Raw genomic sequence first — 23058 nt, 5'->3', positions numbered from 1 at the left:
AAGTTTACTCTATAAATCACTGGATAACTTTCTGACATGCTGTTATCTAGCCAGTTTAAATGATTTTAATGAAAAATAGGATACGTGAAGTAAAGTATTCAAAACGTATATACAACTAAAAGGTAATCTGCCGAATTCGTCATAAATCACTTAGCAGACAGCATTATCAAAGTGATTCACAAAGAATAAATGAAGACTTCTGTCGGCAATTGCAGCTTGATCAATCGTTTGTTTTAAAGATATGCAGTCATATTCTCGTATTATTAGACTGGGTTGAATGCCTGCATACTCTCCAGCAATCATAATACAAAAAATCAGATTGATTTTTCTATAAATTTTAAAATTATATTGACAATAACTAGTTTGGAAGGTAAAGTAACAAACAGATCAACAACAAATGTATAATGAAATTCTTATCAAGAGCGGCGGAGGAACAGGTCCTATGAAGCCCGGCAACCAGATCGATGATCTAGGTGCTAATTCCTGCAGACGGCGAACAGCTGTACTGAGAGATAAGAGAATGAGTGCATACGGATACCATGCGCCTCTCTTAATCTAGAGAGGCGCTTTTTTTATTGTAGTTGATAACAGCGAAGAAAAAGGGGAGAGCAACATGAAAAAAATCTTAAGCTTTGGACTTATCGGATTATTAGCATTATTCTTAGCGGCATGTGGCAATGACAAATCTGCTGCACTGGCAAATGACAAAATATTGGTCGGTGTCAGCGGCGGACCGCATGAGCAAGTAATGGAAAAAGTAAAAGAATTAGCAGCAGATGAAGGTATCGATGTCGAAATCAAAACATTCAATGATTACAACACACCAAACAGTGCGTTGGATGATGGAAGCCTTGATGCGAACAGCTATCAGACACTTCCTTTCCTAGAAGACCAAGTAAAGAACCAAGGTTATGAATTGAAAGAGGTATTTAAGACGCTGACGTTCCCAATGGGTATTTATACAGATAAGATTTCGGATATTTCCGAATTGAAGGAAGGCGACAAGATCGCTGTACCGAATGATCCAGCCAACGAATATCGTGCGTTGAAGCTCTTTGAGGCAGCAGGAGTATTGAAAGTTGATCCGGAAGCAGAAAACTCTGCCACGGCAAAAGATGTCGTAGAAAATCCACTGAACCTGGAAATCGTTGAATTGGATGCTTCCCAGCTTCCAGCCCAGCTTCCAGAAGTAGCAGCAGCGGCAATCAACACGAACTTTGCGATGGGTGCTGACTTGAATATCAATGATGATGCAATCTTTGCAGAGGAATCAGAAAACAATCCTTGGTCCAACTATTTTGTTGTAAGATCAGCGAACACGGAAGATGAGGTCGTCAAGAAGCTTCAAGAAATCTACCAATCTGATGAAGTAAAACAGTTTGTGGAAGATGAATTCCAAGGATCCGTTGTTCCAAGCTGGTAAGGGGGAAGCAGTATGATTGAACTAAAAAATGTATCGAAGACCTTTACCACTGGCAAGAAAAAAGTGGAGGCGCTGAAAAACGTCTCCTTGAATATCAATAAAGGTGAAATCTATGGCGTCATCGGATTCAGCGGAGCAGGGAAAAGTACCCTGATCCGCTGTGCCAATTTACTGGAGCGTCCAACTGAGGGCGAAGTATTCATCGACGGTGTAGACCTCACGAAGCTTAAGAAGTGGCAGCTTCGTAAAGCAAGAGGGAAAATCGGTATGATTTTCCAGCATTTTAATCTGCTGACGACTGCAACAGTATACGAAAACGTCGCTAGACCACTCAAGCTGAGTAAGGTGCCGAAGTATGAAATCAAGGAACGCGTTGATAAGTATCTGAAAATTGTAGGTCTGGAAGAAAAGAAGAATGTATATCCGGCTCAATTATCTGGTGGTCAGAAGCAGCGAGTGGCTATCGCACGAGCACTTGCTCAAGAGCCGGAAGTGCTGCTAAGTGATGAGGCCACAAGTGCTTTGGATCCGAATACGACGTCTTCCATCCTTGAACTGCTGCTCCGAGTGAATAAGGAGCTTGGCATCACCATCTTCCTGATTACACACGAGCTGGATGTCATCCAGCGTATTTGTGATCGTGTCGGTGTTATGCACCATGGAGAGCTGGTGGAAGAAGGGGCTGTTATCGATGTCTTTACTAAACCGAAACATCCGCAGACCCGGAAATTTGTCTTTGATGATGCGAATTTCCAAGTACCGGAGAGCGTGAAAAAAGGACTTTCTGCTACAGGGCGTCTCGTTTCACTGACGTTTATCGGGGAAGCTTCCAATGAGCCATTCCTTGCGGCCATCACAAAGAAATTTGATGTTGTTCCAAGTATACTGGCAGGGGGAATTGATCAGCTGAAAGCCAGCTCCGTTGGTAAATTGCTTATCCATTTGCAAGGAGATCCAGCAGAAGTGGAGAAGGCAATTTCTTACTTGGAGTCGCAGCAAGTAACGGTTGAGGAGGTGGCGTCATGATTGAGTTCTGGACAGAATGGGGTGCAGACATCACCGAGGCGTTTTGGCAAACGCTGCTGATGACTGGTATTTCGCTAGCTATTTCAATCGTGATCGGACTGCCGCTGGGTATTTTGCTGGTCATGACAAGAAAAGGCGGCCAAGCAGAGAATCGAGTATTTTATTCAATCGTGAATACGATTATAAACGTAATCAGATCCATTCCCTTTATCATCCTTTTATTCCTGCTTTTACCTCTGACAAGAGCTTTAGTCGGAACCACAATTGGCGTAGAAGGCGTTATCCTTCCGCTTGTTGTCTATACAGCTCCTTATATTGCGCGTTTAATGGAGTCTGCGCTACTGGAAGTGAATAAAGGTGTTATCGAGGCATATGAATCGATGGGGATATCGACTAGTAAAATAATCTGGAGTGTAATCATCAGGGAAGCACGTTCTACGATGATTCTAGGTTTAACAATCGCAACAATCGGATTGATCGGAGCCACAGCAATGGCTGGTTTAGTCGGTGCTGGCGGCCTTGGAGATTTGGCATATCAATATGGGCATTTGCGCTTCGAGCCTGTCGTTATGTATGTCGTTATCATCATCCTGATCATACTTGTACAAGCAATGCAGACATTCGGGAATGTGTTGGCAAGACGATTGCGAAAAGACTAAGAAAAGCACGCTTGGTTAATTCCAAGCGTGCTTTACTATATATTAGAAGAAAATATTTAAGATGTAATAGATCAAGCCACCTAGGGTAGCAGTGATCGGTAAGGTAATGAACCACGTGATGACCATGCGCTTGGCAGTACCCCAGTTAACACCTTTGCGTCGGTGAGCTGCACCAACCCCCATGATAGAGGAGGAAATAACATGTGTCGTACTTACCGGTAAGTGAATATATGTGGCACCAAAAATAATGAACGCTCCAGTCAAATCAGCTGCAACACCGTTCACTGGACGAATCTTCATGATTTTACCGCCGACAGTTTTGATGATTTTCCATCCACCTACTGAAGTACCAAGTCCCATTGCAGTCGCACAGGCAACTTGTACCCAAAATGGAATATCAGATGTTGTGTGCAGGCCTGCTGTGATCAATGCCATTGTGATGATCCCCATTGCTTTTTGGGCATCGTTTGTACCATGGGTAAATGATTGCAGCGCTGCAGTCAAGATCTGTACGCGACGGAAATTCTTGTTAGTTTTCGGCAAGTTCTTTTCCCGGAAGATCAGCTTGATGATGTTATATAGAATAAAACCTACAACAAAAGCCAAAATCGGGGAAATGATCAACGCTTGCAGGATCTTCAAAAATCCCTCTACATTGAGAATTGCAAATCCACTTGATGCTATAACTGCTCCTGCAAGAGAACCGATGATGGCATGGGAAGAACTGCTCGGGATACCGTAGTACCACGTAATTAAGTTCCATGCAATACCTGCAATCAGTGCAGCTAGGATAACGACAGATCCGTTGACGATGTCATTCGGATTAGCAATATCGCTTGTAATTGTCTTTGCCACTCCAGTAAAAGTCATGGCTCCAACAAAGTTCATGACTGCTGCCAAAATGATAGCGTGTCTTGGTTTCAATGCTTTAGTTGATACAGATGTTGCAATAGCATTAGCCGTATCATGAAAACCATTGATGAAGTCAAAGGCAAGGGCGAAAATGACGGTTAAGATGGTTAGTACTAATAAAACATCCATTGTTTACGCCTCACGAATTCTTCATGATGATTGTTTCAAGATTGTTCGCAACAGACTGACAGCTGTCGGCGATTTCTTCAAGGATGTAGTACAACTCTTTGTACTGAATCACCTTGATTGGATCTTTTTCGTTCTGGAAGAGCTGTTTCAAGGATTTACGGAAGATCGTGTCGCAGTTTTGCTCGTGCTCCTTGATTTTGATTGCATGTTCTTGTATTTCTTTCAGTTTGTTGTGTGAAAGCAAATCGATTGTAATCAAGATTTCCTTTGCACAAGAACGGATTTCTTCTGTAAACTGGTCGATGAAGCTATCAGAAGAATAGATACCATAAGTGTCCATCATTCCAGAAAATTCTTCTATTCCATCAAGTACGTCATCCAGGCTGTTCGTCAGCTGAAGGATATCTTCGCGTTCGATTGGTGTAATGAAGGCATGATTCAATTCCTTGATGATCGTATGTACAAGCTGATCACCCTTTGTCTCGTATTCCTTCAATTTATTGGAAAACTCGGATAAAGTTGCTGCATCTTTCACTTTATACGTAACAAAAAAGTCAGCAGTCTCATCAATATTCTTTGCTATATCAGCTAAAAGCAAAGAGAATTTGTCTTGTTTCTTCTTGAACATTACAAAACCTCCGAATGGTGTTTGAATAGGGTTGTTCCTGGGAACATATAATGATAATTTTTTGTAAACTATCCTCTAGAGATTGTAAACTTTTTATTAATAATTATCAATGTTTTCGTTTGATTTTTGTCGAATGAGGTACACTTTGTCACTATTTGTTATAGTTGTATAGAAGGGGTGAAATTATGCAGATCTCCATTACAAAGCCCGCATCAAACTGGTTTGTTCAAGAAATGGACCTTGAACCTGGCAGTGCTGTGCGGTTTTATGTTCGCTATGGCGGGATGGGCGGCATTAAAGAAGGATTTTCACTTGGTATTTCCGCGGAACAGCCAAATGATCCAATTACAAGTGAGGAAGTACAGGGTATAACATTCTTCGTCGAACGTTCAGATGCATGGTATTTTGAAGGGGTAGACTTGAGCGTTAAGTATTCTCGTAAATGGGATGATATCCAATATGAATATCCTCCGCATAATTGAAAAAAATGAGCAAGAGCCGGTAGCGGCTCTTGCTCATTTTTTAGTTTCGGATAGGAAGCATTGGAGCGGTCGCATCCTTAATGCCTACCATTCCAAGCAGGGCAAGCAGAATTCGCTGCGGCCCATAGAAGGCATCCGTCGGATCGAAGAACTCCTCCAGTGTATGGTGTCCGCCGCTGTTACCGCCGCCGCCTAGTGTTAGGGCTGGAATACCCAGGCTGATAGGAACATTTGCATCGGTACTAAGCGGTTCCTCCCGTTCTACTTCAATACCAAGAACTTCAGCCGCCTGTAGTGCAATGTGACGAATCGGTGCATCTTCTGGCTGGCTGCCAGCAGGTCTGTCTCCTACAAGCTCTGTCGTAACGGAGATGCTGCCCGGCTGCTTTCGTGCTTCGCCTTCTGCCTGTGCCGCTTCTTCAATGATAGCTAGTGCGTTGGCTTCCAACTCTGCAAGAGCGTCGCTGGATACAGAACGTAAATCCAGCTGGAATCCTGCGTGTTGTGCGATGGTGTTGATGGATGTACCACCATGAATCGTGCCGACGTTGTATGTTGTCTTCGGATCATTTGGAACGGTCAGATCTGCTAACGCAGCGATAGCGCGTCCAGCTGCATGAATGGCACTTGAAGTACCAAAGTCCCCAAAGCTGTGTCCGCCTTTTCCTTTGAAGGTTACATTGTAGCGTTTGCTGCCGACACCGCAATAAATTAAGTCGCCAGGTGAACCTGGTTCCACAGAAATGAAGCCATCCACATATGTATTATCCCGGAAATATGCTTTCATTCCGCGCAAGTCTCCCAGACCTTCTTCTCCGACATCAGCAAGGAAAACGATATCTCCTTCCGTTTCAATCTTATTTTCTTCCAAAGTACGCAGTAAAGTCAGTAAAACTGCCAAGCCGCGTCCATCATCCCCGATTCCGGGAGCATAGACGATTCCATTTTCAATTTTTGCTTTCACATTTGTTCCAGCAGGGAAGACGGTGTCCAAATGGGCTGCGATGACAACCGTAGGTCCTTTACCGCTGCCTTTTCGTATGCCATATACATTTCCTTCGTCATCTGTTTTCAAGTCCTCCAAGCCAAAATCTTCCAGTTTCTCTTTGAAGAAGGCTGCGCGGCCTTCCTCTTTGAAGGGAGGTGCTTCCACTTCTGTCACTTCTATTTGATCCTTTGTCGTCTGTTCATTATCCTGCTTGAGAAAATAGAGGGCGTCACGTACTTGCTGAAGATCTAAAAGCTGCTCAAACTCCTTTGCGAATACTTTGCTGGTTGATGTCATATATTCCCCTGCTTTCCTATGGTATACGTGTACTGTAACATAAAATCTCAATATACTGACAATTTAAACCGCGTAAATAGTCGAAAAGTAATGATTTGTTCTATTTTTATATTTACAAGGCATAGGATGTTATGTAAAATAAATGCACCGGAAATGAATAATTATAGATTTTATTGCAAGTTTAAAATATAGATAGAAAAGGGAGATCAACTATGAAATCAGTAAAGAAGCTCATGGCAGCAGCGGGACTTTTTAGTGTTTTATTCTTAAGTGCGTGTATATCCAATAACGAATCAAGTGGTTCTGGTGAAGAGAAACTCACTATCGGAACAGAAGCGACCTTCGCTCCTTTCGAATCCATGGAAGGTGATAAAATTGTTGGATTTGATGCAGATTTGCTAGATGCTGTCATGAAAGAAGCAGGTCTCGATTATGAATACGAAAACACTGGCTGGGATCCGATGCTTGTCGGAGTAGAGGATGAAACGCTGCAAGCTGGAATGGCTGGTATCACAATAACGGATGAAAGAAAAGAAACGTATGACTTCTCAGCACCTTACTTCGAGGCAACGCAAGTTATCGCTGTACCAGAAGGAACAGATATTCAATCAGCCGAAGATCTGCAAGGGATGAAGATCGGCGTACAGAACGGTACGACTGGTGATGAAGCTGCACAGAAACTTGTTGGAGAGAACAGCAGTGATCTTTCTAAGTACGATTCATCTGCAGCAACTATGATGGCTTTGCAAAACGGTGATGTAGAGGCTGTTGTTACCGATATCGCTGTAGCTCAGCATTATGTGAAAAATAATCCTGATGCCAATCTTACTTTAGTTGAAGACGATGAGAACTTTGAACAGGAATACTACGGTATGCTGCTTCCGAAGGACAGTGAATATAAAGAACAAATAGATGAAGCTATTCACACGATCATGGAAAACGGAACGTATGAAGAGATTTATCAGGAATGGTTCGAAGGTACACCAGATATTGAAGGTCTGGAAAGCGCACAGCCATAAGAAGAATCATATAGCGTAACGATAATTACCGTTACGCTATATTTATGTGTTGATTTATCAGCTATACTGAGGTGAGAGAAATGGATTTTAGATGGGAAATTATTAGTGAATATTTGCCTTTCTTCATGAGAGGATTAGGTTATACAATCCTGGCGTCTTTGATAGGGTTCCTCATTGGGGCTTTAATCGGATTAGTGATCGGAATGGGAAAAAGCTTGAACAATCCGATCCTCAGGCTGCCGTTCATTTGGTATGTGAATATTTTCAGAGGCACCCCGCTGTTAGTGCAGATCTTTTTGATCCACTTTGCGGTGATGCCGATTTTCATTAAGCCGCCGGAGCCGCTTATATCATTGATCGTTGCTTTGGCTTTGAATTCTGCAGCTTATATTGCAGAAATCTTCCGTGCTGGTATCAACTCAATCGATAAGGGGCAGCGGGAGGCTGCATACAGTCTCGGTATGAACCATGCGCAAGTACTGCGGCATGTCGTGCTGCCGCAGGCATTCAAACGGATGATTCCGCCGCTTGGTAATGAATTTATTGTGTTGGTGAAGGATTCCTCACTTGGAGCCGTCATTGCTGCACCGGAACTGTTTTACTGGGGCAGAGTAGCGGTAGGCGCGACTTCCCGAATTTGGGAGCCGTATTTGGCTGTTGCCGTTTTATATTTCGTCGTTTGTTTAGTATTATCATATGTACAGAGCTTTTTAGAAAGGAAGTATGCGACAGATGATCAGCGTAAAAAACCTAAAAAAGTCGTTCGGCGATCTCGAGGTGCTGCGGGACATTAACGTCGAAATAGAGGAAAAGGAAGTGGTCGTCGTTATCGGCCCTTCAGGTTCCGGCAAGTCCACTTTCATTCGGTGCCTCAACCGGATCGAGGATATTACGGGTGGTCATGTTTATATAGAAGGAACAGATATCTCCCAGAGAAAAGTAAACATTAATAAAGTGCGTACAGATGTCGGCATGGTATTCCAGCAGTTCAATCTGTTCCCTCATAAGACAGTACTGGAGAACATCATGCTTTCTCCGATGGTTGTCCGCAAATGGAAAAAGAAAGATGCGGAAGAAAAGGCTCTTGCACTGCTTCGTAAAGTTGGTCTGGAGGACAAAGCAGGCGTATATCCCGAATCGCTTTCAGGCGGACAGAAACAGCGTGTCGCAATTGCTCGTGCTTTATGCATGGAACCGAAGGTGATGCTGTTCGATGAACCAACATCTGCACTTGATCCAGAGATGGTCGGTGAGGTGCTCGAAGTTATGAAGCAGCTTGCGAATGAAGGCATGACCATGATAGTTGTAACGCATGAAATGGGCTTTGCGCGCGAAGTAGGTGATCGGGTGCTGTTCATGGATGGCGGTTATATCGTAGAGGAAGCGAAACCGGAGGAAATTTTCAATAATCCGAAGGAAGAACGGACAAAAGCTTTCTTGAGTAAAGTTTTATGACAAGTACAGCCAGTGCATTTTTGCACTGGCTGTTTCTTTGTAAAAAGGGCGTCATATTTTCTTACAAGTTTGCTGTTATCCTATATTCCCTATGCTAAAGTAAGGGTAAGATTTTCGGGTAACAAACGAACTGTAACCTATAGGCAACATTCGTCATGTTCTCGGTTAATCCCTCTCATTTGCAAGCAGAATGCATTGTTCGGCTTGTCTTACAGCTTGTACAGGTGATATGTTGCGTGGCATATCCGACTGTGCAGGCTGTTTTTTTGTGCTTTTTGCGGAAATAAGGAAAATTGTGCTGGACATGCTATTAATTTGTAATCATTTAGCACGCTCCTGCGTATGATGGGTCTATAGAAATGACAGGAGTGGCGCAATGTATAAATTAAAAGTCGTAGATGCTAGCAAGATATTCAGACGCGACGGACAGGAAGTTGTTGCATTGCAGGAGACTACAATGCAAATACCTGCTGGACGATTTGTCAGTATTATTGGCCCCAGTGGCTGCGGCAAGTCGACACTCTTTAATATGATTGCCGGGCTTATTAAACCCACCACTGGAAAAATCTTATTGGATGGGCAGGATATTGTCGGCAAGAGTGGTTATGTCGGATATATGCTTCAAAAGGATCTGCTGCTGCCATGGCGGACAATCTTGGATAATGTGATTCTCGGTTTGGAAGTCAAGGGTGTTTCGAAGAGGGAGGCCAGGAAGCGGGCTCAGCCATTACTAGAGAGATATGGTTTGCAAGGCTTTGAAAATAATTATCCGCCAGAGTTATCAGGCGGTATGCGACAGCGGGCAGCATTATTGCGGACGCTGCTGTATGACCAGGATGTGATCCTGCTTGATGAGCCGTTCGGGGCGCTTGATGCACAGACGAGACTGCAGATGCAAGGATGGCTGCTCCGCATTTGGGAGGATTTTCAGAAAACTATTTTATTCATCACCCATGATATAGATGAAGCAATTTTCTTATCAGATGATATTTATGTCCTGTCCCATCGTCCCGGCAAGCTTAAAGCGAAAATTCATGTGGAATTGGAACGGCCGCGCGGGGAAGAGACATTGCTGTCGGACAATTTCATATCATTAAAGCAAACATTGCTGGATTTGCTTAGAGAGGAACCGAAAGACAATGGCACAACCTGAAAAGAAACGCTACATCGAGGATGAGAAAAAACGTCTGCAGCGTATGAAGCGTATAGTATTCGGCGGTCAGATTGGTCTTGGGATTCTGATGATTGTGCTGTGGGAGGTCCTGACACGATACGAAGTGATGGATCCTTATTATTGGAGCAGTCCAAGTACAATTTATGAAACTGCCAAAGTCGCATTTTTGGAAGGCACGCTTTGGGATGACTTGGTCTATACATCGCTTGCCACACTTGCTGGTTTTGCATCAGGAACCGTAATTGGCTCCCTGGTCGGTCTGTCTTTTTGGTGGTCTGCTTACTATTCAAGAATATCAGAGCCCTATTTAATTGCATTTAATGCCATTCCAAAGCTTGCGCTTGGGCCGGTCATTGTTATTCTTTTCGGCATCGGATTCTTTTCCAAAGTGATGCTCGCATTCTTGATGACAGTTATCGTAACTGCACTGGCTGCTCATAGCGGCATTAAAGCAATTGATAGAGACCTGGAAAAGCTGCTTTATTCTTTAGGAGCGAAACGCAGACATGTCTTTACAAAAGTAGTTGTCCCGACAACGATGCCTTGGATTGTCAGCAGTCTGCGAATCAATATCGCATTAGCGCTTGCAGGAACCATCGTCGGAGAATTCATCAGTTCCCGTCAAGGGATTGGCAGGATGATCCTTTATGCAGGACAGATTTTAGATATCGACCTTGTTTGGGTTGGAGTTGTCGTATTGTCACTATTGTCTTTGCTCATGTACGCAGGGACAGTCAGCTTGGAAAAGTTATTGCTTCGCGGTCAAGAGCCGAAACAATAGGAGGTGTCCAATGAGTAAAGCACGGTTGTTTGGTGTGATTTGTTTGGCAGTTTTGCTTGGTATCCTGGCAGGATGTACAGGTGGCGGTGAGGAAGAGAAGCTGAAGAAAATCACTATTGCAGAACCAGTGCACTTGACTGGCTATCTGCCGCTGTATGCAGCAATCCATGAAGGGTATTTTGAGGATGAAGGACTGGATGTAGAAGTAGTAACCGCAACTGGCGGAGCACATGTGACAACCGTTGTAAGCGGAGATGCCTGGGGTAATATCGCCGGTCCGGATTCGAATGCCCTTGCCAATATCGACTCAAATGACCCAATCGTATCTGTTGTCAACGTGGTTAATCGAGCGAATGTCTACTTGATGGCGGGCGGAGACACACCTCCTCCAGGAGCATCAGAGGAAGAGTTGGCAGCTTACCTGGAAGGAAAAACAATCGCTGCTGGGCGTTATGGCGGCAGTCCGAACCTGCTGACACGTTATTTGATCATGGAGCTCGGTATGGAGCCAGGCAAAGACGTTTTACTTGAGGAGCCTGCCGACGCAAGTGCAGTCGTATCATTAGTGGAAAACGGCCAGGCGGATATTGCCAATGGAGCTGAACCGCAAATATACGATGGTATTGAAAAAGGGGTATGGAAGGAACCTTTTTACGGATTTCCTAGTTTGGGAGATTATCCGTATAGTGTCATCAGTGTAAAGCAGTCTACCATTGACGAAGATCCCGAAACTGTCCAGAAATTCGTGACTGCTATTACAAAAGCTTTGAAAGCAGTAGATGAGGATGAAGAGCTGGCGATGCGGGTATTAAAGAAGGAGTTCCCGACAACGGAGGAAGCGAGTTTGCAAGCATCATTGGATCGTGCGTATGCGGATGAGCTATGGAGCAAGGACGGCTATATAACGGAAGAAGCAACAGATAAGACGATGGATGTCGTGACGAAGACGGGTGTATATAAGGGAGATTATAAATACGAAGAGCTGGTAAATATGGAGTTTGTTGAGGCATTGGAATAAGGAGAGGCTGGCGATCATTGCCGGCCTTTTTCTTGGAAACATAGGCGGGTGATGCACATATAGTAAGGGAAGATAGGTTTCTGCTGTTTAAAAGTTGCCAGTGGGAAACTTTATTGTTATAGTGCATGATAAGAGAAAATATATTGTTAAAAATGAGGAGGGCAATAAATGGACGGAAATGTATTACTAGCTTTAGGGTTAACTTTAATGGCAGGCCTTGCAACAGGTATAGGAAGTTTAATGGCGTTTTTTACTTCTACCACAAATACAAAGTTCTTATCACTTAGCCTAGGTTTTTCTGCTGGGGTAATGATATATGTTTCAATGGTGGAAATCTTCGTCAAGGCAAAGGATTCCTTGACAGGTGCCATGGGTATCCAGGCTGGTAACTGGGCAACTGTAGGTGGATTTTTTGGCGGTATGCTTCTTATTGCACTAATTGATAAAGTGATACCAAAACAATCCAACCCGCATGAAGGCAAGAAGCTGGAAGAGATGGATAATCCAGCTCAGAATCAAGCCTTGCTCAAAATGGGTACTTTTACTGCATTAGCTATTGCTATCCACAACTTTCCAGAAGGTATTGCCACCTTTACGTCTGCCTTGCAGGATCCTTCTCTGGGTATAGCAATAGCCGTAGCCATTGCGATCCATAACATACCAGAGGGTATCGCTGTTGCGGTGCCAGTGTACTTTGCAACGGGAAATAAGAAAAAAGCTTTTCGTCTTTCGTTCTTATCCGGTTTATCCGAACCAGTAGGTGCGATTCTTGCTTTTCTAGTTTTGATGCCATTTTTAAACGATATCATGTTCGGAGTTATCTTTGCTGCTGTAGCAGGCATCATGGTCTTTATCTCACTTGACGGTCTCTTGCCAGCCGCTAAGAAATACGATGAAGGTCATACCTCTATTTACGGACTGATCAGCGGTATGATGGTGATGGCTCTTAGTTTGCTTCTATTCATTTGAATGGAGGACCGTCTGCTTAAGCAGGCGGTTTCTTTGTGTATAATAGGAAGAAACAGGAGGGATATCCAATGGGAAGCAAATTAGTGGAGAATAGCCGGAATGTATTAAGCAGTAGTTTAGCGCTGAAAAAAGAAGAAACACTGCTTATTGTGACAGATGACAGTAAGAAAGAGCTTGCGGAAGCACTCTATGCAGCTGGCAGATCAATTGGATCGGAAACACTGCTGCTTGTTATGCAAGACAGGGAGAAGTCTGGTCAGGAACCGCCGAGCAGCGTGGCAGAAGCAATGAAGCATTGTGATGTTGCGGTTTGTATTACAGAGCATTCCCTGACGCATACACAAGCCAAAAAAGAAGCTGTGGCTGCTGGAGTTCGCGTTGCGACGATGCCTGGAATTACATATGATATGTTTTTGGAAGGCGCAATAAGTGCAGATTACGATACAGTTGAAAGAATGACATTTGAAGTAACGGAAAAATTGGGTCAATCGAAACGAGTAACAATCCAAAAAGACGGCGAAGAACTAAGCTTCTCCATCCAAGGCCGCAGCGGCGTACCAAGTACAGGTATTTATCGGGAAAAGGGGCAATCCGGAAACCTGCCTTCTGGTGAAGCATATATCGCACCATTGGAAGGTACAGCTTCAGGACGTATTTGGATCGATGGCTCGATATCGGGTTTAGGCAAAATGGAGGAACCGATTCTCCTTACAATAGAAGAAGGGCGTTTGACAGAAGCTACTGGCCGGCAAGGAGAAATGCTGCTGCAAATGCTTGGGAGCGGTGATGGACGCAATGTAGCTGAATTCGGTGTTGGTACGAATGACAAAGCCAGAATCACTGGAAATGTCCTGGAGGATGAAAAAGTATATGGAACGATTCATATCGCTTTTGGCAGCAACAACACCTTCGGAGGCATGGTGGCTGCGGGTGTCCACATCGATTGCGTTGTAAAAGCTCCGACAATCTATTTGGACGATACAGTGCTCTTGGAAGAAGGAGAGATGAAGCGTAGCTAAAGCTGCGCTTCTTAGCATATCGCACAATAAAAGCGCTTACATTTTGTGCAAGTGACAAATGGAAATAAACTCCGAAACAAGGTAAAGTAAAGGTATACAAAAGGAGGCGCTTACATGGCTAAAATACAGTTGAAGAATATCCAGAAAGTCTATGATAAGAACGTTACGGCAGTTGAAGATTTCAACTTAGAGATAGATGACAAAGAATTCATCGTTTTCGTTGGTCCCTCCGGCTGCGGGAAATCAACGACTTTACGTATGATTGCTGGTCTGGAGGAAATTTCAGGCGGTGACTTCTATATGGACGGAGAACGAATGAACGATATCCCTCCAAAGGATCGGGACATTGCAATGGTATTCCAAAACTATGCGCTATATCCGCATATGAACGTATACAATAATATGGCATTCGGTCTGAAGCTGCGTAAATTCAAAAAGGACGAAATCGACAAACGAGTGCAGGAAGCAAGCCGGATTCTTGGATTGACAGATTACTTAAATCGGAAGCCAAAAGCCCTTTCCGGCGGTCAGCGTCAGCGGGTTGCACTAGGACGTGCGATTGTCCGTGATGCGAAAGTATTCCTCATGGATGAGCCGCTTTCCAACTTGGATGCAAAGCTGCGTGTGCAGATGCGTGCGGAAATCCAAAAGCTTCACCAGCGCTTGCAGACGACTACAATTTATGTAACGCATGACCAGACGGAAGCGATGACGATGGCAAGCCGCCTTGTTGTCATGAAAGACGGTATCATCCAGCAGGTAGGTGCACCGAAGGATGTGTATGATAATCCAAATAATATGTTCGTAGGCGGCTTCATCGGCTCTCCATCTATGAACTTCCTCAACGTGACCATCCAGGATGGCAAAGCGAAACTTGGTAATGTTACTTTCCAGCTTCCGCCAGCAAAACGTAAAATGCTGCAAGAGGCAGGCTATGGCAGCGGCGAGGTTGTAATGGGTATCAGACCGGAGCATATCCACGATGCAGATTATGAAGAAAGCCTGGCGCATGCGCATGAAGTGGAAGCGACAATCGATGTAGTCGAATTGATGGGTGCTGAAAGCTTCCTTTATGCGGATATGGCTGGACAGGAATTTGTTGCTCGTGTTGACGCCCGTTCGGATATTAGGAATAAGGATAAGCGGACACTATTGTTCGATATGGATCAAGTACATTTCTTCGATAAAGAAACAGAAGCCCGGATTACAGAAGCAAACGCAGCTTCACAAGTATCTTGAAAAAAGCCTGTGCCCAATGGGTGCAGGCTTTTTTCTATGGTAAAATTATCAAAAATGAAGTGAAGGAGGGGTTCGATGGACAGGAAATATCCAATTGGTCAGTTTCGACAGGAAGGACCTATAGCCGAGGAGCAAGTGAAGCGGTGGATAGAAGAAATAAACCAGCTGCCAGAGCAGGTCACATCATTAGTGAGGGGGCTGTCAGAGTCAGATCTCCAGCATACATATCGGGAAGGTGGCTGGACTATCCAGCAGCTTGTACATCATTTAGCTGACAGCCATCTTAACTCCTTCATCCGTTTCAAATTGGCATTGACGGAAGAAAATCCAATCATTAAATCATACGAAGAAGCAGAATGGGCCAAGCTGCCAGACTATGACATGCCAGCTCAAGCTGCTTTAAATCTGCTTGCTTCCATCCATCAAAAGTGGGTTATTCTGCTGCAATCACTTACTGCCGAACAGCTTGCTCGGACATTCCGGCATCCGGAATCAGGTGAGGTGAGCTTGAAAGAAAATATCGGCATCTATGCTTGGCATGGCAAACATCATTTGGCTCATATTCGCTTGGCGCTGAAAAACGAAAACGAATACTAATGGAGTATCCTATACGGATACTCTTTTTTGATGGATCGGGTTTTACTTCAGGATTAGTAAGGAAATAACTAGTAAATAGATGAAGGAGTGGATGACGGAATGGATGCATCATTGAATGGTAAGGTGGCGGTTGTGACTGGAGCGGGATCTGGTATCGGAAAGGCAGCTGCAGCCATGCTAGCTGAAAAGGGTGTCCGGGTAGGGTTGTTTGATATGGACGCTTCTGCTGTAGAGAAGACAGCAGCAGAAATCGAATCAGCTGGAGGAGCGGCGATAGCAGCCAAAGTCGACGTAGCAGATAGCAGTCAGCTGCAGGAGGCGTACAAGCAAGTGCTGGATAAGTTCGGACAGCTGGATATCGTCTTCGCTAATGCGGGCATCAATGGCACGCTTTCTCCGATTGAACATTTGCCTGAGGAGGATTGGGATAAGACCCTAGGAACGAATGCGAAAGGTACTTTTCTGACAGTGAAATTCGCCATTCCTTACATGAAAAGCAATGGCGGGAGTATCATCATTACAAGTTCGATAAATGGAAATCGTACATTTTCTGGTTTTGGCATGAGTGCGTACAGTGCTTCAAAAGCTGCAGAAACTGCTTTCGGTAAAATGGCTGCATTGGAGTTATCGGCTTATCGTATTCGGGTGAATGTCATTTGCCCAGGTGGAATCGAAACGAATATTGAAAAACGGACGAACAAAGACGAGGAGCATCTGGCAGAAGTGGAAATACCCAAAATCTTTCCCAAAGGTCAGCATCCTTTAAAAGGGGAGCCTGGTAAGCCGGAAGATGTAGCATCAATTGTCTGCTTTCTCGCATCCGATGCTTCCGGGCATATGTCAGGAAGTGTCCTTTATGCGGACGGTGCAGAAACATTGCTATAAATTTTAGGAGGCAAGTTAATGTATGATGTAATTATTATTGGCGGCGGAATCGCAGGTATTCAAGCTGCTATACAGTTCGGCAGATACAAGCGTGATGTACTTGTTCTGGATAAGCGTAATGACGGAAGATCACATTGGTGCAAAAGCTACCATAATTTAATTGGGTGGCCAGATGGGGTATCAGGAAATCATTTGCTGGAGCTGGGCAGGAAACAGATTGATTCGTATGGCTGTATTAGTATTGAACAGCAGGAAGCAGTGGAAGTGGAGAAATGGAAGGAAGGCTTCACAGTCAAAACAGCAGACGGAAATAAGCATGATGCAAAACTTCTGTTGTTCTCGACAGGAATAACAGACCGTATACCAATCAAGGAGCTGTATCCGCTGCTTGGTACGGATGTGTATGTGTGTCCTGATTGTGATGGCTATGAAATAAGCGGCAAGCGGACAGTTGTTGCTGGTTCAGGAGAAGCAGGAGCACATTTAGCCATCATGCTTCATTACTGGTCGGATGATATAGTCTTTGTTAATCATGAGCAGGAGCCGGTGTCAGAGGAAACTTTCGAGAAATTGAAAAAGCATTCGATCGAATACTATGACCAGCCGATCCAAGAAGTCGTATTAGACGACGAGGATAAATTGGAAGGCTTCCTAGTGAATGGCGAGAAGCTATGGGCGGAGAAAGCTTTCGTTGCTTTTGGTAAGAACAAAGTGAACAGCGAGCTGGCAGAATCATTAGGTGTGGAACTTCATAAGAATAAGCATATCGAAAACAATCCCCGTACAAAGGAAACAAGCGTAGAAGGAGTCTGGGCAGCCGGAGATATTACGGTTCATTCTGAGCAGGTCAGTATCGCGATGGGGGATGGCATGCAGGCAGCTATCTGGATGCAAAAGCGTTTATTGAAGACAAAATGAAAAGACCAACTTAAGGGAATAGGATTTGTATTTGCATCTGCATCTATGCCTACAGCAATATCTAATGAACATAACATTACAGTTCAACGATTCCTTGCGGAGATAGGCTAACGACGGTAGTATGCAGAGGTCTTGCAGGTGACGTATCATAAAGTTAATGAAAGATATAACATAAAAAAAGAGGATCAGTCCGTTCGAAATGGAACGGATTGATCCTCTTTTTTTGGTCAGGCTTTACGCTCTGTCTTTTTGTTGTTCATATTTTTCGATAGCTTGCTTTACTAGCTCGCTGTCTTTAGGCTGTCCGCTAATATGCGATAAAGCGGAAGCTGCCCCTTCCGACTTGATGCGTTCCTGCAACTCTTTCGCTTCATCATCGCCTTCTGGATCGAATTCCAATGCAAAGGCGATTGTCGTAAGCAGCGCATCAGCCGATTTGCCTTGCTCCAGCAATGCTTGTGCTGGGTAGACCAATCTATCCTTAGGTCCAAGCTTACGGATCGGTCCGCGTCCCACGCGTGTCACCATATCTGAAATGTATGGGTTTTGGTAACGCTGAAGGATTTTTGCGATATAGTGGGACAGGTCATCTTCCTCGAAGCCCCACTTTTCTTGTAATAGAGAGCTTGTTTCTTGCAGTGCCTGCTTAGCTAAAGTAAGGATCTCTTCATCTTTAATAGCGTCAATGATTGTGTCGTAGCCTTTTGCGTAGCCAGCATAGGCAATGGCAGCATGACCCGTATTAACTGTCAGAAGCTTTCTTTCAATATAAGGCTCCAGATTATCAACAAAAGTGATAGCATCTATTGCGGGTAGTTCGCCCTGCCAGTTCTTCTTCTCCACAACCCATTCGAAATAAGGTTCCACTTGGACTGTCAGCAAATCCTGCTGCTCCTGAATCGGAACAATCCGATCAACAGCAGCATCGCAGAATGCTGTATAGCTTTCTACATTTTCCATATCCTGTTCATCGATGTGAGAAATGACAAACTCACGCAGCTGGCTTGATCCTCGGATCATATTCTCGCATGCAATGACATGGACCGGTTTGGGCTGTTTTGCCCGTTTGACGAGTCCTTTGGCGATTACAGGTGCAACATGAGGCAGGATGGATGGGCCGACTGCGGTCGTAATAAGATCAGCTTCTGCAATTGCTTTGATGACAGCTTCTTCTTCTGTGGCGCTATTTAAACCAGTAACACCGGTTATGGTTTCGGAATGTGCTTCTTCCTGTGCATAGACGACTTCATATTGCTGCTTTTCCTTCAAAGCGGAGATGATGTCACTGTTCACATCAGCAAAAGTAACATGTACATCCGCATGAGAGAGAAGGGCGCCGATAAAGCCTCTGCCGATATTGCCGGCACCAATGTGTACGCTCTTCATTACGCATCCACCTCAGAGAACATGTCAATGATCTCCTGTTTGCTTGTTGCATTCACAAGCTTTTCAATGTTTTCCTCCTCGGAGCAAACGATAGCAATTTGCGAAAGGATATCCAAATGTTCATTGTTTTTACCAGCAATACCGAAAACGAGCTTCACTTCATTGCCATCGAATGTAACGCCTTCTGGTGCCTGGATGATAGAGATACCGGAAGCGATAACTTCGCCTTTTGCATCTTCTGTACCATGCGGAATAGCTACGAAATTACCCATATAAGTAGATGTCAATGCTTCTCGTTCGATCATTTTATCCACATACGTTTCATTAACATAGCCATTATCCACAAGAATTTGGCCGGCTTTCCGGATAGCATCTTCCTGATTGTCCAATGTCGTGTTCATCAAAATATTTGCTTCTTGTAATACTTCCATGATTACCCTCCTAAGTGATCTGTGAATTGTTGGATGTGGGCAGTGAGCAGCTGCGCCAATTCCTTGCTGAGTGCAACATGATCCGCAGAGCGAATCATGTGCTGAATATGCTCTTCTAAAATAAGGATACTGATCTTACTGAACAGCTCGTAACAGCTCGCAGGCAAATTGTCCGGTGCAGCAAGGATGAAAAGGCGATCAGCCTCCATCACTTTGTTGTCCATCCCCTTGATCATAATAGGGGAGGATAGCGCCATCATCCAAAATGCGGGCTGCTCGATTTCTGTACTGCGGCTATGATACAAAGCCATTCTTGTATCAGGGATACCCATTCCGCCGAGCTCATCACGTTGTCGGAGAAGGGTTGCAAGCGTTCCTTCTTTCTTGATGACAGCATGATCCGCTGCACGCTGATCGATATAGGAGAACAAATCTATCTGCGATTGATATGTCTCATCGATCAAAAAGTTATTCCATACAGTTCGAGTAGCCGCTGTCAATGTCTTCAATTCCTCTAATTTTGAATCGAAAGCTGAAACTGTCGGATATGTTGCGGGTGACGCTTTAGCGGGTGCTATATGTTTTCTTTTCTTATAAATAGTCGGAAGTTCCTGTTGGATGAATGCATCTACTCGTTTGACATCCGGTCCAGGCAGGAGTGGATTGACAAGCAAGTATTGGCGGTGGAATTGGTCAAGGCTGATTGTTGAAATAAGCAAATCAAAGCTTTCCAACTCCATATCCTTCAACTCTAGAAAAGATGACAGCGACACCTGGGTGATTTCGGGAAACTCATTCTGCAGCCTGCTGGCAAGCATCTTGGAAGTGCCAATCCCGCTTGCGCAAACGACTAAGGCATGCAATCGTTGTCTGCTGCGCTGCCTTTCCCTTGCGGAAGCGAAATGCAGTGCCAGGAAGGCAACTTCTCCTTGTCCGAAACGAAAAGTTGGAAACACCGTTTCAAGAGCATCTCGAACTGCGGCTACAACTTTTTGATAATCTTGTTCAATCTTCTCTGTGAGCGGATTGTACGTTTGAATACCTTCCCTCGCTCGGCTGATAGCCGGTTCGATATGAGCGAGCAGTCCATCAGTAAAAGTTTCGTCCTTTTCCAACTGTGGCAGCTGTATCGAAGCAGCAACCAATTGGATGAAAGCTTGTACTTGCAACTCAAACAGCGGATCAGAGCGATGTGTCGTTTCGTTCCGCTTCGCACCTTGGATCTGTACGGCAATATAACCAATCTCAGAAGCTGAAAACGTTACAGAGAAGGTATCTTCCAATTCCCTGCTGAGGGCCGCGGCAATCGTATATTCTTCCGTTTTTTGTAAAGATTCGAGCAGCGGGGGAGATAGTGTAACGCTATTGGCCTGCTGTATTCTTTTGATCGTAATACTGATATAGGTGATCAATGCAACGTAGGCATTGTCTGCAATGGAATACGACAGTTTGGTCAAATGATCCATTACGTATTTTTCGACCATTGTCATACGCTGATCCTTTATGATGTTTTGAAGGAACTGATGCAAATTCTGTTCTTCGTGATCATTTGTAAAAGTATAGATGGATGCTTGATCCAGCTGTTCCATCATGAGCTGGACGAGTACCTTCCTTTTTTCGTTCTCTTCTCCATCCAGCTCAACTCCAACACCTCGACGCCTTATGATGGACAGCGAATAATCGGCTAACCTTGCCTCCAATGCATCCAAATACATGGATAAAGCCGTTTTCGATAATTGCACTTCATTTGCCAAATAAGCTACTTTAACAGGTTCGGCAGCCTCAACTAGTAGATAAAGCAAATGAAGCAGCCGCTCTTCCTGGGTCGTATCTACCTCGACCGCATCACGCAGCTGCTCTTGCAATGCTTCCATCTGTTCCCTTTCTCCTTCAATCCGGATACCGGATCCGGTAACGCGCAGCAGGGACAGCTTATTTTCGGCAAGTGTACGTTCCACTTGCTTCAATTCCCGGTGAATAGTTCGAGAGCTGACATGTAATAGCTCTGCCAGCTCTCGAATGGAGATGAATTGGTTTCTGGAACGCAGCAATTGCAGGATTATTCTTCTTTCTCTGCTGCTAACCAATTCCAAATCAATCACTCCTTGCTTATTGATGCTTTTTAAGGTTCTCGATCAGTTCTGCGTATCTCGGACTGTTCAAGAAGTTTTCCACTGAGATATGCTCAGCGTCAGGACGTTTGTTGCGGGCGCGGTCTGTCAGATTCTTCTGTGTGATGACGATATCAGCATCATCCTGGATATTGGAGATGGCTGCATTATCGACCTTGATTTCAGTCAATCCAGCATCCTTCATCTTCTTACGCAGAAGGGAAGCACCCATTGCACTTGATCCCATGCCTGCATCACAAGCGAATGTAATTTTGTTTACATTGCTGTAGTCGAATGAATTACTGCTCGTTTCATCGTGCTGTACTTTTGTATCAAGTGTTTCTGCAGCTTCATCTGCAGCACCGCCAGCTTGGTTGATACCGACAGCAGCAGCTGGTTTTGTACCTTTCATTTCTTTAGATTTCGCAGTTGCTTCCTCAATATTCGTTTCGGAAGCTTTACTGCTCTTCATGATGACAGCAGAGATAGCGAATGATACTGCAGCTGCACCGAGAATACCAAGTGCCAGGCCGAGGTAGTCACTTGGATTACCCATCAAGAAGATTGCGATGACACTACCTGGTGATGCTGCCGCACGAAGACCAACATCCATTAGAGAGAAGATAAGTGTACCTGTTACACCGCCGCCAATTGCCGCAACAATCAAGAATGGTTTCATCAAGATATACGGGAAGTAGATCTCATGAATCCCCCCGAAGAAATGGATGATTGCTGCACCTGGTGCAGATGCTCTTGCGCTTCCTTTTCCAAAGACCATAAAAGCAAGTAGGATACCTAGTCCTGGTCCTGGGTTAGCTTCCAGCAGGAATAGTATGGATTTACCGACTTCTGCTGATTGTTCAAGACCAAGCGGAGTAAAAATACTATGGTTGATCGCATTGTTCAAGAACAATACTTTCGCTGGTTCAATCAAGACGTTAACAAGCGGCAGAAGACCAAGTCCAACGAGCCAGTCAACACCAGCTGACAATACGTTCGTCAAACCTTCAAGGAGCGGACCTACAAAATAGATTGCACCGATAGCAAGTGCACCGCCGATGATACCGGCAGAAAAGTTATTGACTAGCATTTCGAAACCGGAACGTACTTTAGAACCGATATACTGGTCAAACAATTTGATGGCATATCCGCCGAGCGGACCCATTGCCATTGCACCAAGGAACATCGGAGTATCCGGAGAGCCTACAATTGCCCCCATGGTGACGATTGCCCCAACGACACCGCCTCGGATATCGTGGACGAGACGTCCTCCAGTAAAACCAATTAATAATGGCAGTAAATACGTGATGGACGGACTAACGATCGCAGCGATCGTTTCATTTGGAAAGTATCCATCCGGAATGAATAAAGCGGTAATAAGACCCCAAGCAATAAATGCACCGATGTTTGGCATAACCATGCTGCTCAAATATGAGCCAAACTTTTGAACACGAGCGCGGACACCGGCTTTTTCCTGTGCCATGCTTTTTCCCCCTTTTATATGTGAAAAAA

23 protein-coding genes and 1 riboswitch are annotated in these 23058 nt (G+C 44.5%); of the genes, 16 read left to right on the top strand and 7 right to left on the bottom strand.

Going from position 1 to position 23058, the window contains the following annotated elements; all coding sequences use genetic code 11:
- Positions 1-410 precede the first annotated feature (410 nt).
- Positions 411-519, top strand: a riboswitch (SAM riboswitch).
- Between the two features lie 94 nt (positions 520-613).
- From CHH91_RS01320 to CHH91_RS01310, 3 genes are read left to right on the top strand one after another with little or no spacing between them, the layout of a single operon-like run.
- Entirely contained in the window at positions 614-1423 is an 810-nt protein-coding gene (locus CHH91_RS01320; RefSeq protein ID WP_095221219.1) for a MetQ/NlpA family ABC transporter substrate-binding protein, read from the top strand.
- 12 nt (positions 1424-1435) lie between these two features.
- Positions 1436-2449: a methionine ABC transporter ATP-binding protein gene (locus CHH91_RS01315; protein ID WP_095221217.1), complete on the top strand. Its 1014-nt coding sequence runs from the start codon at positions 1436-1438 to the stop codon at positions 2447-2449.
- On the top strand, positions 2446-3108 hold the full coding sequence (locus CHH91_RS01310) for a methionine ABC transporter permease (RefSeq protein WP_095221215.1): 663 nt from the start codon (positions 2446-2448) through the stop codon (positions 3106-3108). The genes CHH91_RS01315 and CHH91_RS01310 overlap by 4 nt, the downstream gene beginning before the upstream one ends.
- Positions 3109-3150: 42 nt before the next feature.
- Here the strand turns inward: CHH91_RS01310 and CHH91_RS01305 are convergent, their stop codons facing one another.
- Positions 3151-4149: an inorganic phosphate transporter gene (locus tag CHH91_RS01305; protein ID WP_095221214.1), complete on the bottom strand. Its 999-nt coding sequence runs from the start codon at positions 4147-4149 to the stop codon at positions 3151-3153.
- 10 nt (positions 4150-4159) lie between these two features.
- Positions 4160-4777 carry a DUF47 domain-containing protein gene (locus CHH91_RS01300; RefSeq protein WP_095221212.1) on the bottom strand — a complete coding sequence of 206 codons (618 nt, stop codon included), beginning with the start codon at positions 4775-4777 and terminating at the stop codon, positions 4160-4162.
- Between the two features lie 185 nt (positions 4778-4962).
- Here CHH91_RS01300 and CHH91_RS01295 point away from each other — a divergent pair, with 185 nt between their 5' ends.
- Entirely contained in the window at positions 4963-5259 is a 297-nt protein-coding gene (locus tag CHH91_RS01295; protein ID WP_095221210.1) for a HesB/YadR/YfhF family protein, read from the top strand.
- A gap of 40 nt (positions 5260-5299) precedes the next feature.
- On the opposite strand, the gene CHH91_RS01290 is transcribed toward CHH91_RS01295, so the two are convergent.
- Complete coding sequence (locus CHH91_RS01290) at positions 5300-6544, bottom strand: M20/M25/M40 family metallo-hydrolase (RefSeq protein ID WP_095221208.1); 1245 nt, start codon at positions 6542-6544, stop codon at positions 5300-5302.
- Between the two features lie 212 nt (positions 6545-6756).
- On the opposite strand from CHH91_RS01290, the gene CHH91_RS01285 reads away from it, so the two are divergent.
- From CHH91_RS01285 to CHH91_RS01230, 12 genes are all read left to right on the top strand, one after another.
- On the top strand, positions 6757-7563 hold the full coding sequence (locus CHH91_RS01285; protein WP_095221206.1) for a basic amino acid ABC transporter substrate-binding protein: 807 nt from the start codon (positions 6757-6759) through the stop codon (positions 7561-7563).
- A gap of 80 nt (positions 7564-7643) precedes the next feature.
- Positions 7644-8357, top strand: coding sequence for an amino acid ABC transporter permease (locus CHH91_RS01280; RefSeq protein WP_095221204.1), 714 nt, complete (start codon positions 7644-7646; stop codon positions 8355-8357).
- Complete coding sequence (locus CHH91_RS01275; RefSeq protein ID WP_095221202.1) at positions 8296-9018, top strand: amino acid ABC transporter ATP-binding protein; 723 nt, start codon at positions 8296-8298, stop codon at positions 9016-9018. Before CHH91_RS01280 ends, CHH91_RS01275 begins: the two co-directional genes overlap by 62 nt.
- A 376-nt stretch (positions 9019-9394) precedes the next feature.
- The gene (locus CHH91_RS01270) at positions 9395-10171 is read left to right on the top strand and encodes an ABC transporter ATP-binding protein (RefSeq protein ID WP_095221201.1); all 777 of its coding nucleotides are present in this window, start codon (positions 9395-9397) and stop codon (positions 10169-10171) included.
- Positions 10158-10973, top strand: coding sequence for an ABC transporter permease (locus CHH91_RS01265; RefSeq protein ID WP_095221199.1), 816 nt, complete (start codon positions 10158-10160; stop codon positions 10971-10973). The genes CHH91_RS01270 and CHH91_RS01265 overlap by 14 nt, the downstream gene beginning before the upstream one ends.
- Before the next feature lie 10 nt (positions 10974-10983).
- Positions 10984-11991, top strand: coding sequence for an ABC transporter substrate-binding protein (locus CHH91_RS01260; RefSeq protein WP_095221197.1), 1008 nt, complete (start codon positions 10984-10986; stop codon positions 11989-11991).
- A 168-nt stretch (positions 11992-12159) separates the two neighbouring features.
- On the top strand, positions 12160-12960 hold the full coding sequence (gene zupT, locus CHH91_RS01255; protein WP_095221195.1) for a zinc transporter ZupT: 801 nt from the start codon (positions 12160-12162) through the stop codon (positions 12958-12960).
- Between the two features lie 68 nt (positions 12961-13028).
- Positions 13029-13979 carry an aminopeptidase gene (locus CHH91_RS01250; protein ID WP_095221193.1) on the top strand — a complete coding sequence of 317 codons (951 nt, stop codon included), beginning with the start codon at positions 13029-13031 and terminating at the stop codon, positions 13977-13979.
- Positions 13980-14093: 114 nt separating this feature from the next.
- Positions 14094-15218: an ABC transporter ATP-binding protein gene (locus CHH91_RS01245; protein WP_095221191.1), complete on the top strand. Its 1125-nt coding sequence runs from the start codon at positions 14094-14096 to the stop codon at positions 15216-15218.
- Positions 15219-15293: 75 nt separating this feature from the next.
- Positions 15294-15815: a YfiT family bacillithiol transferase gene (locus CHH91_RS01240; protein WP_095221190.1), complete on the top strand. Its 522-nt coding sequence runs from the start codon at positions 15294-15296 to the stop codon at positions 15813-15815.
- 99 nt (positions 15816-15914) lie between these two features.
- Entirely contained in the window at positions 15915-16700 is a 786-nt protein-coding gene (locus CHH91_RS01235) for an SDR family oxidoreductase (protein WP_095221188.1), read from the top strand.
- 18 nt (positions 16701-16718) lie between these two features.
- A complete protein-coding gene (locus CHH91_RS01230) occupies positions 16719-17618 on the top strand; it encodes an NAD(P)/FAD-dependent oxidoreductase (protein ID WP_095221186.1) in 900 nt (299 codons plus the stop codon).
- Between the two features lie 234 nt (positions 17619-17852).
- On the opposite strand, the gene CHH91_RS01225 is transcribed toward CHH91_RS01230, so the two are convergent.
- The 4 genes from CHH91_RS01225 to CHH91_RS01210 are packed head-to-tail and all read right to left on the bottom strand — an operon-like array spanning position 17853 to position 23029.
- Positions 17853-19004 (bottom strand): mannitol-1-phosphate 5-dehydrogenase, encoded by a 1152-nt coding sequence (locus CHH91_RS01225; protein ID WP_095221185.1) that lies wholly within the window; start codon positions 19002-19004, stop codon positions 17853-17855.
- A complete protein-coding gene (locus CHH91_RS01220; RefSeq protein WP_095221183.1) occupies positions 19004-19435 on the bottom strand; it encodes a PTS mannitol transporter subunit IIA in 432 nt (143 codons plus the stop codon). The genes CHH91_RS01225 and CHH91_RS01220 overlap by 1 nt, the downstream gene beginning before the upstream one ends.
- A 2-nt stretch (positions 19436-19437) precedes the next feature.
- Positions 19438-21528, bottom strand: coding sequence for a BglG family transcription antiterminator (locus tag CHH91_RS01215; protein WP_141234105.1), 2091 nt, complete (start codon positions 21526-21528; stop codon positions 19438-19440).
- A 16-nt stretch (positions 21529-21544) separates the two neighbouring features.
- On the bottom strand, positions 21545-23029 hold the full coding sequence (locus CHH91_RS01210) for a PTS mannitol transporter subunit IIBC (RefSeq protein ID WP_095221179.1): 1485 nt from the start codon (positions 23027-23029) through the stop codon (positions 21545-21547).
- Positions 23030-23058: the final 29 nt, after the last annotated feature.

Source organism: Virgibacillus sp. 7505 (assembly GCF_002272135.1).
GTDB lineage: Bacteria > Bacillota > Bacilli > Bacillales > Amphibacillaceae > Terribacillus.
Note: the sequence above shows the minus strand (reverse complement) of the source record. Positions and strands in the feature narration are given on the sequence as shown.

Excerpts from the sequence above, each read along its gene's own strand:
- CHH91_RS01320 (WP_095221219.1), top strand. The coding sequence starts at position 614 with ATGAAAAAAATCTTAAGCTTTGGACTTATCGGATTATTAGCATTATTC.
- CHH91_RS01315 (WP_095221217.1), top strand. The coding sequence starts at position 1,436 with ATGATTGAACTAAAAAATGTATCGAAGACCTTTACCACTGGCAAGAAA.
- CHH91_RS01310 (WP_095221215.1), top strand. The coding sequence starts at position 2,446 with ATGATTGAGTTCTGGACAGAATGGGGTGCAGACATCACCGAGGCGTTT.
- CHH91_RS01305 (WP_095221214.1), bottom strand. The coding sequence starts at position 4,149 with ATGGATGTTTTATTAGTACTAACCATCTTAACCGTCATTTTCGCCCTT.
- CHH91_RS01300 (WP_095221212.1), bottom strand. The coding sequence starts at position 4,777 with ATGTTCAAGAAGAAACAAGACAAATTCTCTTTGCTTTTAGCTGATATA.
- CHH91_RS01295 (WP_095221210.1), top strand. The coding sequence starts at position 4,963 with ATGCAGATCTCCATTACAAAGCCCGCATCAAACTGGTTTGTTCAAGAA.
- CHH91_RS01290 (WP_095221208.1), bottom strand. The coding sequence starts at position 6,544 with ATGACATCAACCAGCAAAGTATTCGCAAAGGAGTTTGAGCAGCTTTTA.
- CHH91_RS01285 (WP_095221206.1), top strand. The coding sequence starts at position 6,757 with ATGAAATCAGTAAAGAAGCTCATGGCAGCAGCGGGACTTTTTAGTGTT.
- CHH91_RS01280 (WP_095221204.1), top strand. The coding sequence starts at position 7,644 with ATGGATTTTAGATGGGAAATTATTAGTGAATATTTGCCTTTCTTCATG.
- CHH91_RS01275 (WP_095221202.1), top strand. The coding sequence starts at position 8,296 with ATGATCAGCGTAAAAAACCTAAAAAAGTCGTTCGGCGATCTCGAGGTG.
- CHH91_RS01270 (WP_095221201.1), top strand. The coding sequence starts at position 9,395 with ATGTATAAATTAAAAGTCGTAGATGCTAGCAAGATATTCAGACGCGAC.
- CHH91_RS01265 (WP_095221199.1), top strand. The coding sequence starts at position 10,158 with ATGGCACAACCTGAAAAGAAACGCTACATCGAGGATGAGAAAAAACGT.
- CHH91_RS01260 (WP_095221197.1), top strand. The coding sequence starts at position 10,984 with ATGAGTAAAGCACGGTTGTTTGGTGTGATTTGTTTGGCAGTTTTGCTT.
- zupT (WP_095221195.1), top strand. The coding sequence starts at position 12,160 with ATGGACGGAAATGTATTACTAGCTTTAGGGTTAACTTTAATGGCAGGC.
- CHH91_RS01250 (WP_095221193.1), top strand. The coding sequence starts at position 13,029 with ATGGGAAGCAAATTAGTGGAGAATAGCCGGAATGTATTAAGCAGTAGT.
- CHH91_RS01245 (WP_095221191.1), top strand. The coding sequence starts at position 14,094 with ATGGCTAAAATACAGTTGAAGAATATCCAGAAAGTCTATGATAAGAAC.
- CHH91_RS01240 (WP_095221190.1), top strand. The coding sequence starts at position 15,294 with ATGGACAGGAAATATCCAATTGGTCAGTTTCGACAGGAAGGACCTATA.
- CHH91_RS01235 (WP_095221188.1), top strand. The coding sequence starts at position 15,915 with ATGGATGCATCATTGAATGGTAAGGTGGCGGTTGTGACTGGAGCGGGA.
- CHH91_RS01230 (WP_095221186.1), top strand. The coding sequence starts at position 16,719 with ATGTATGATGTAATTATTATTGGCGGCGGAATCGCAGGTATTCAAGCT.
- CHH91_RS01225 (WP_095221185.1), bottom strand. The coding sequence starts at position 19,004 with ATGAAGAGCGTACACATTGGTGCCGGCAATATCGGCAGAGGCTTTATC.
- CHH91_RS01220 (WP_095221183.1), bottom strand. The coding sequence starts at position 19,435 with ATGGAAGTATTACAAGAAGCAAATATTTTGATGAACACGACATTGGAC.
- CHH91_RS01210 (WP_095221179.1), bottom strand. The coding sequence starts at position 23,029 with ATGGCACAGGAAAAAGCCGGTGTCCGCGCTCGTGTTCAAAAGTTTGGC.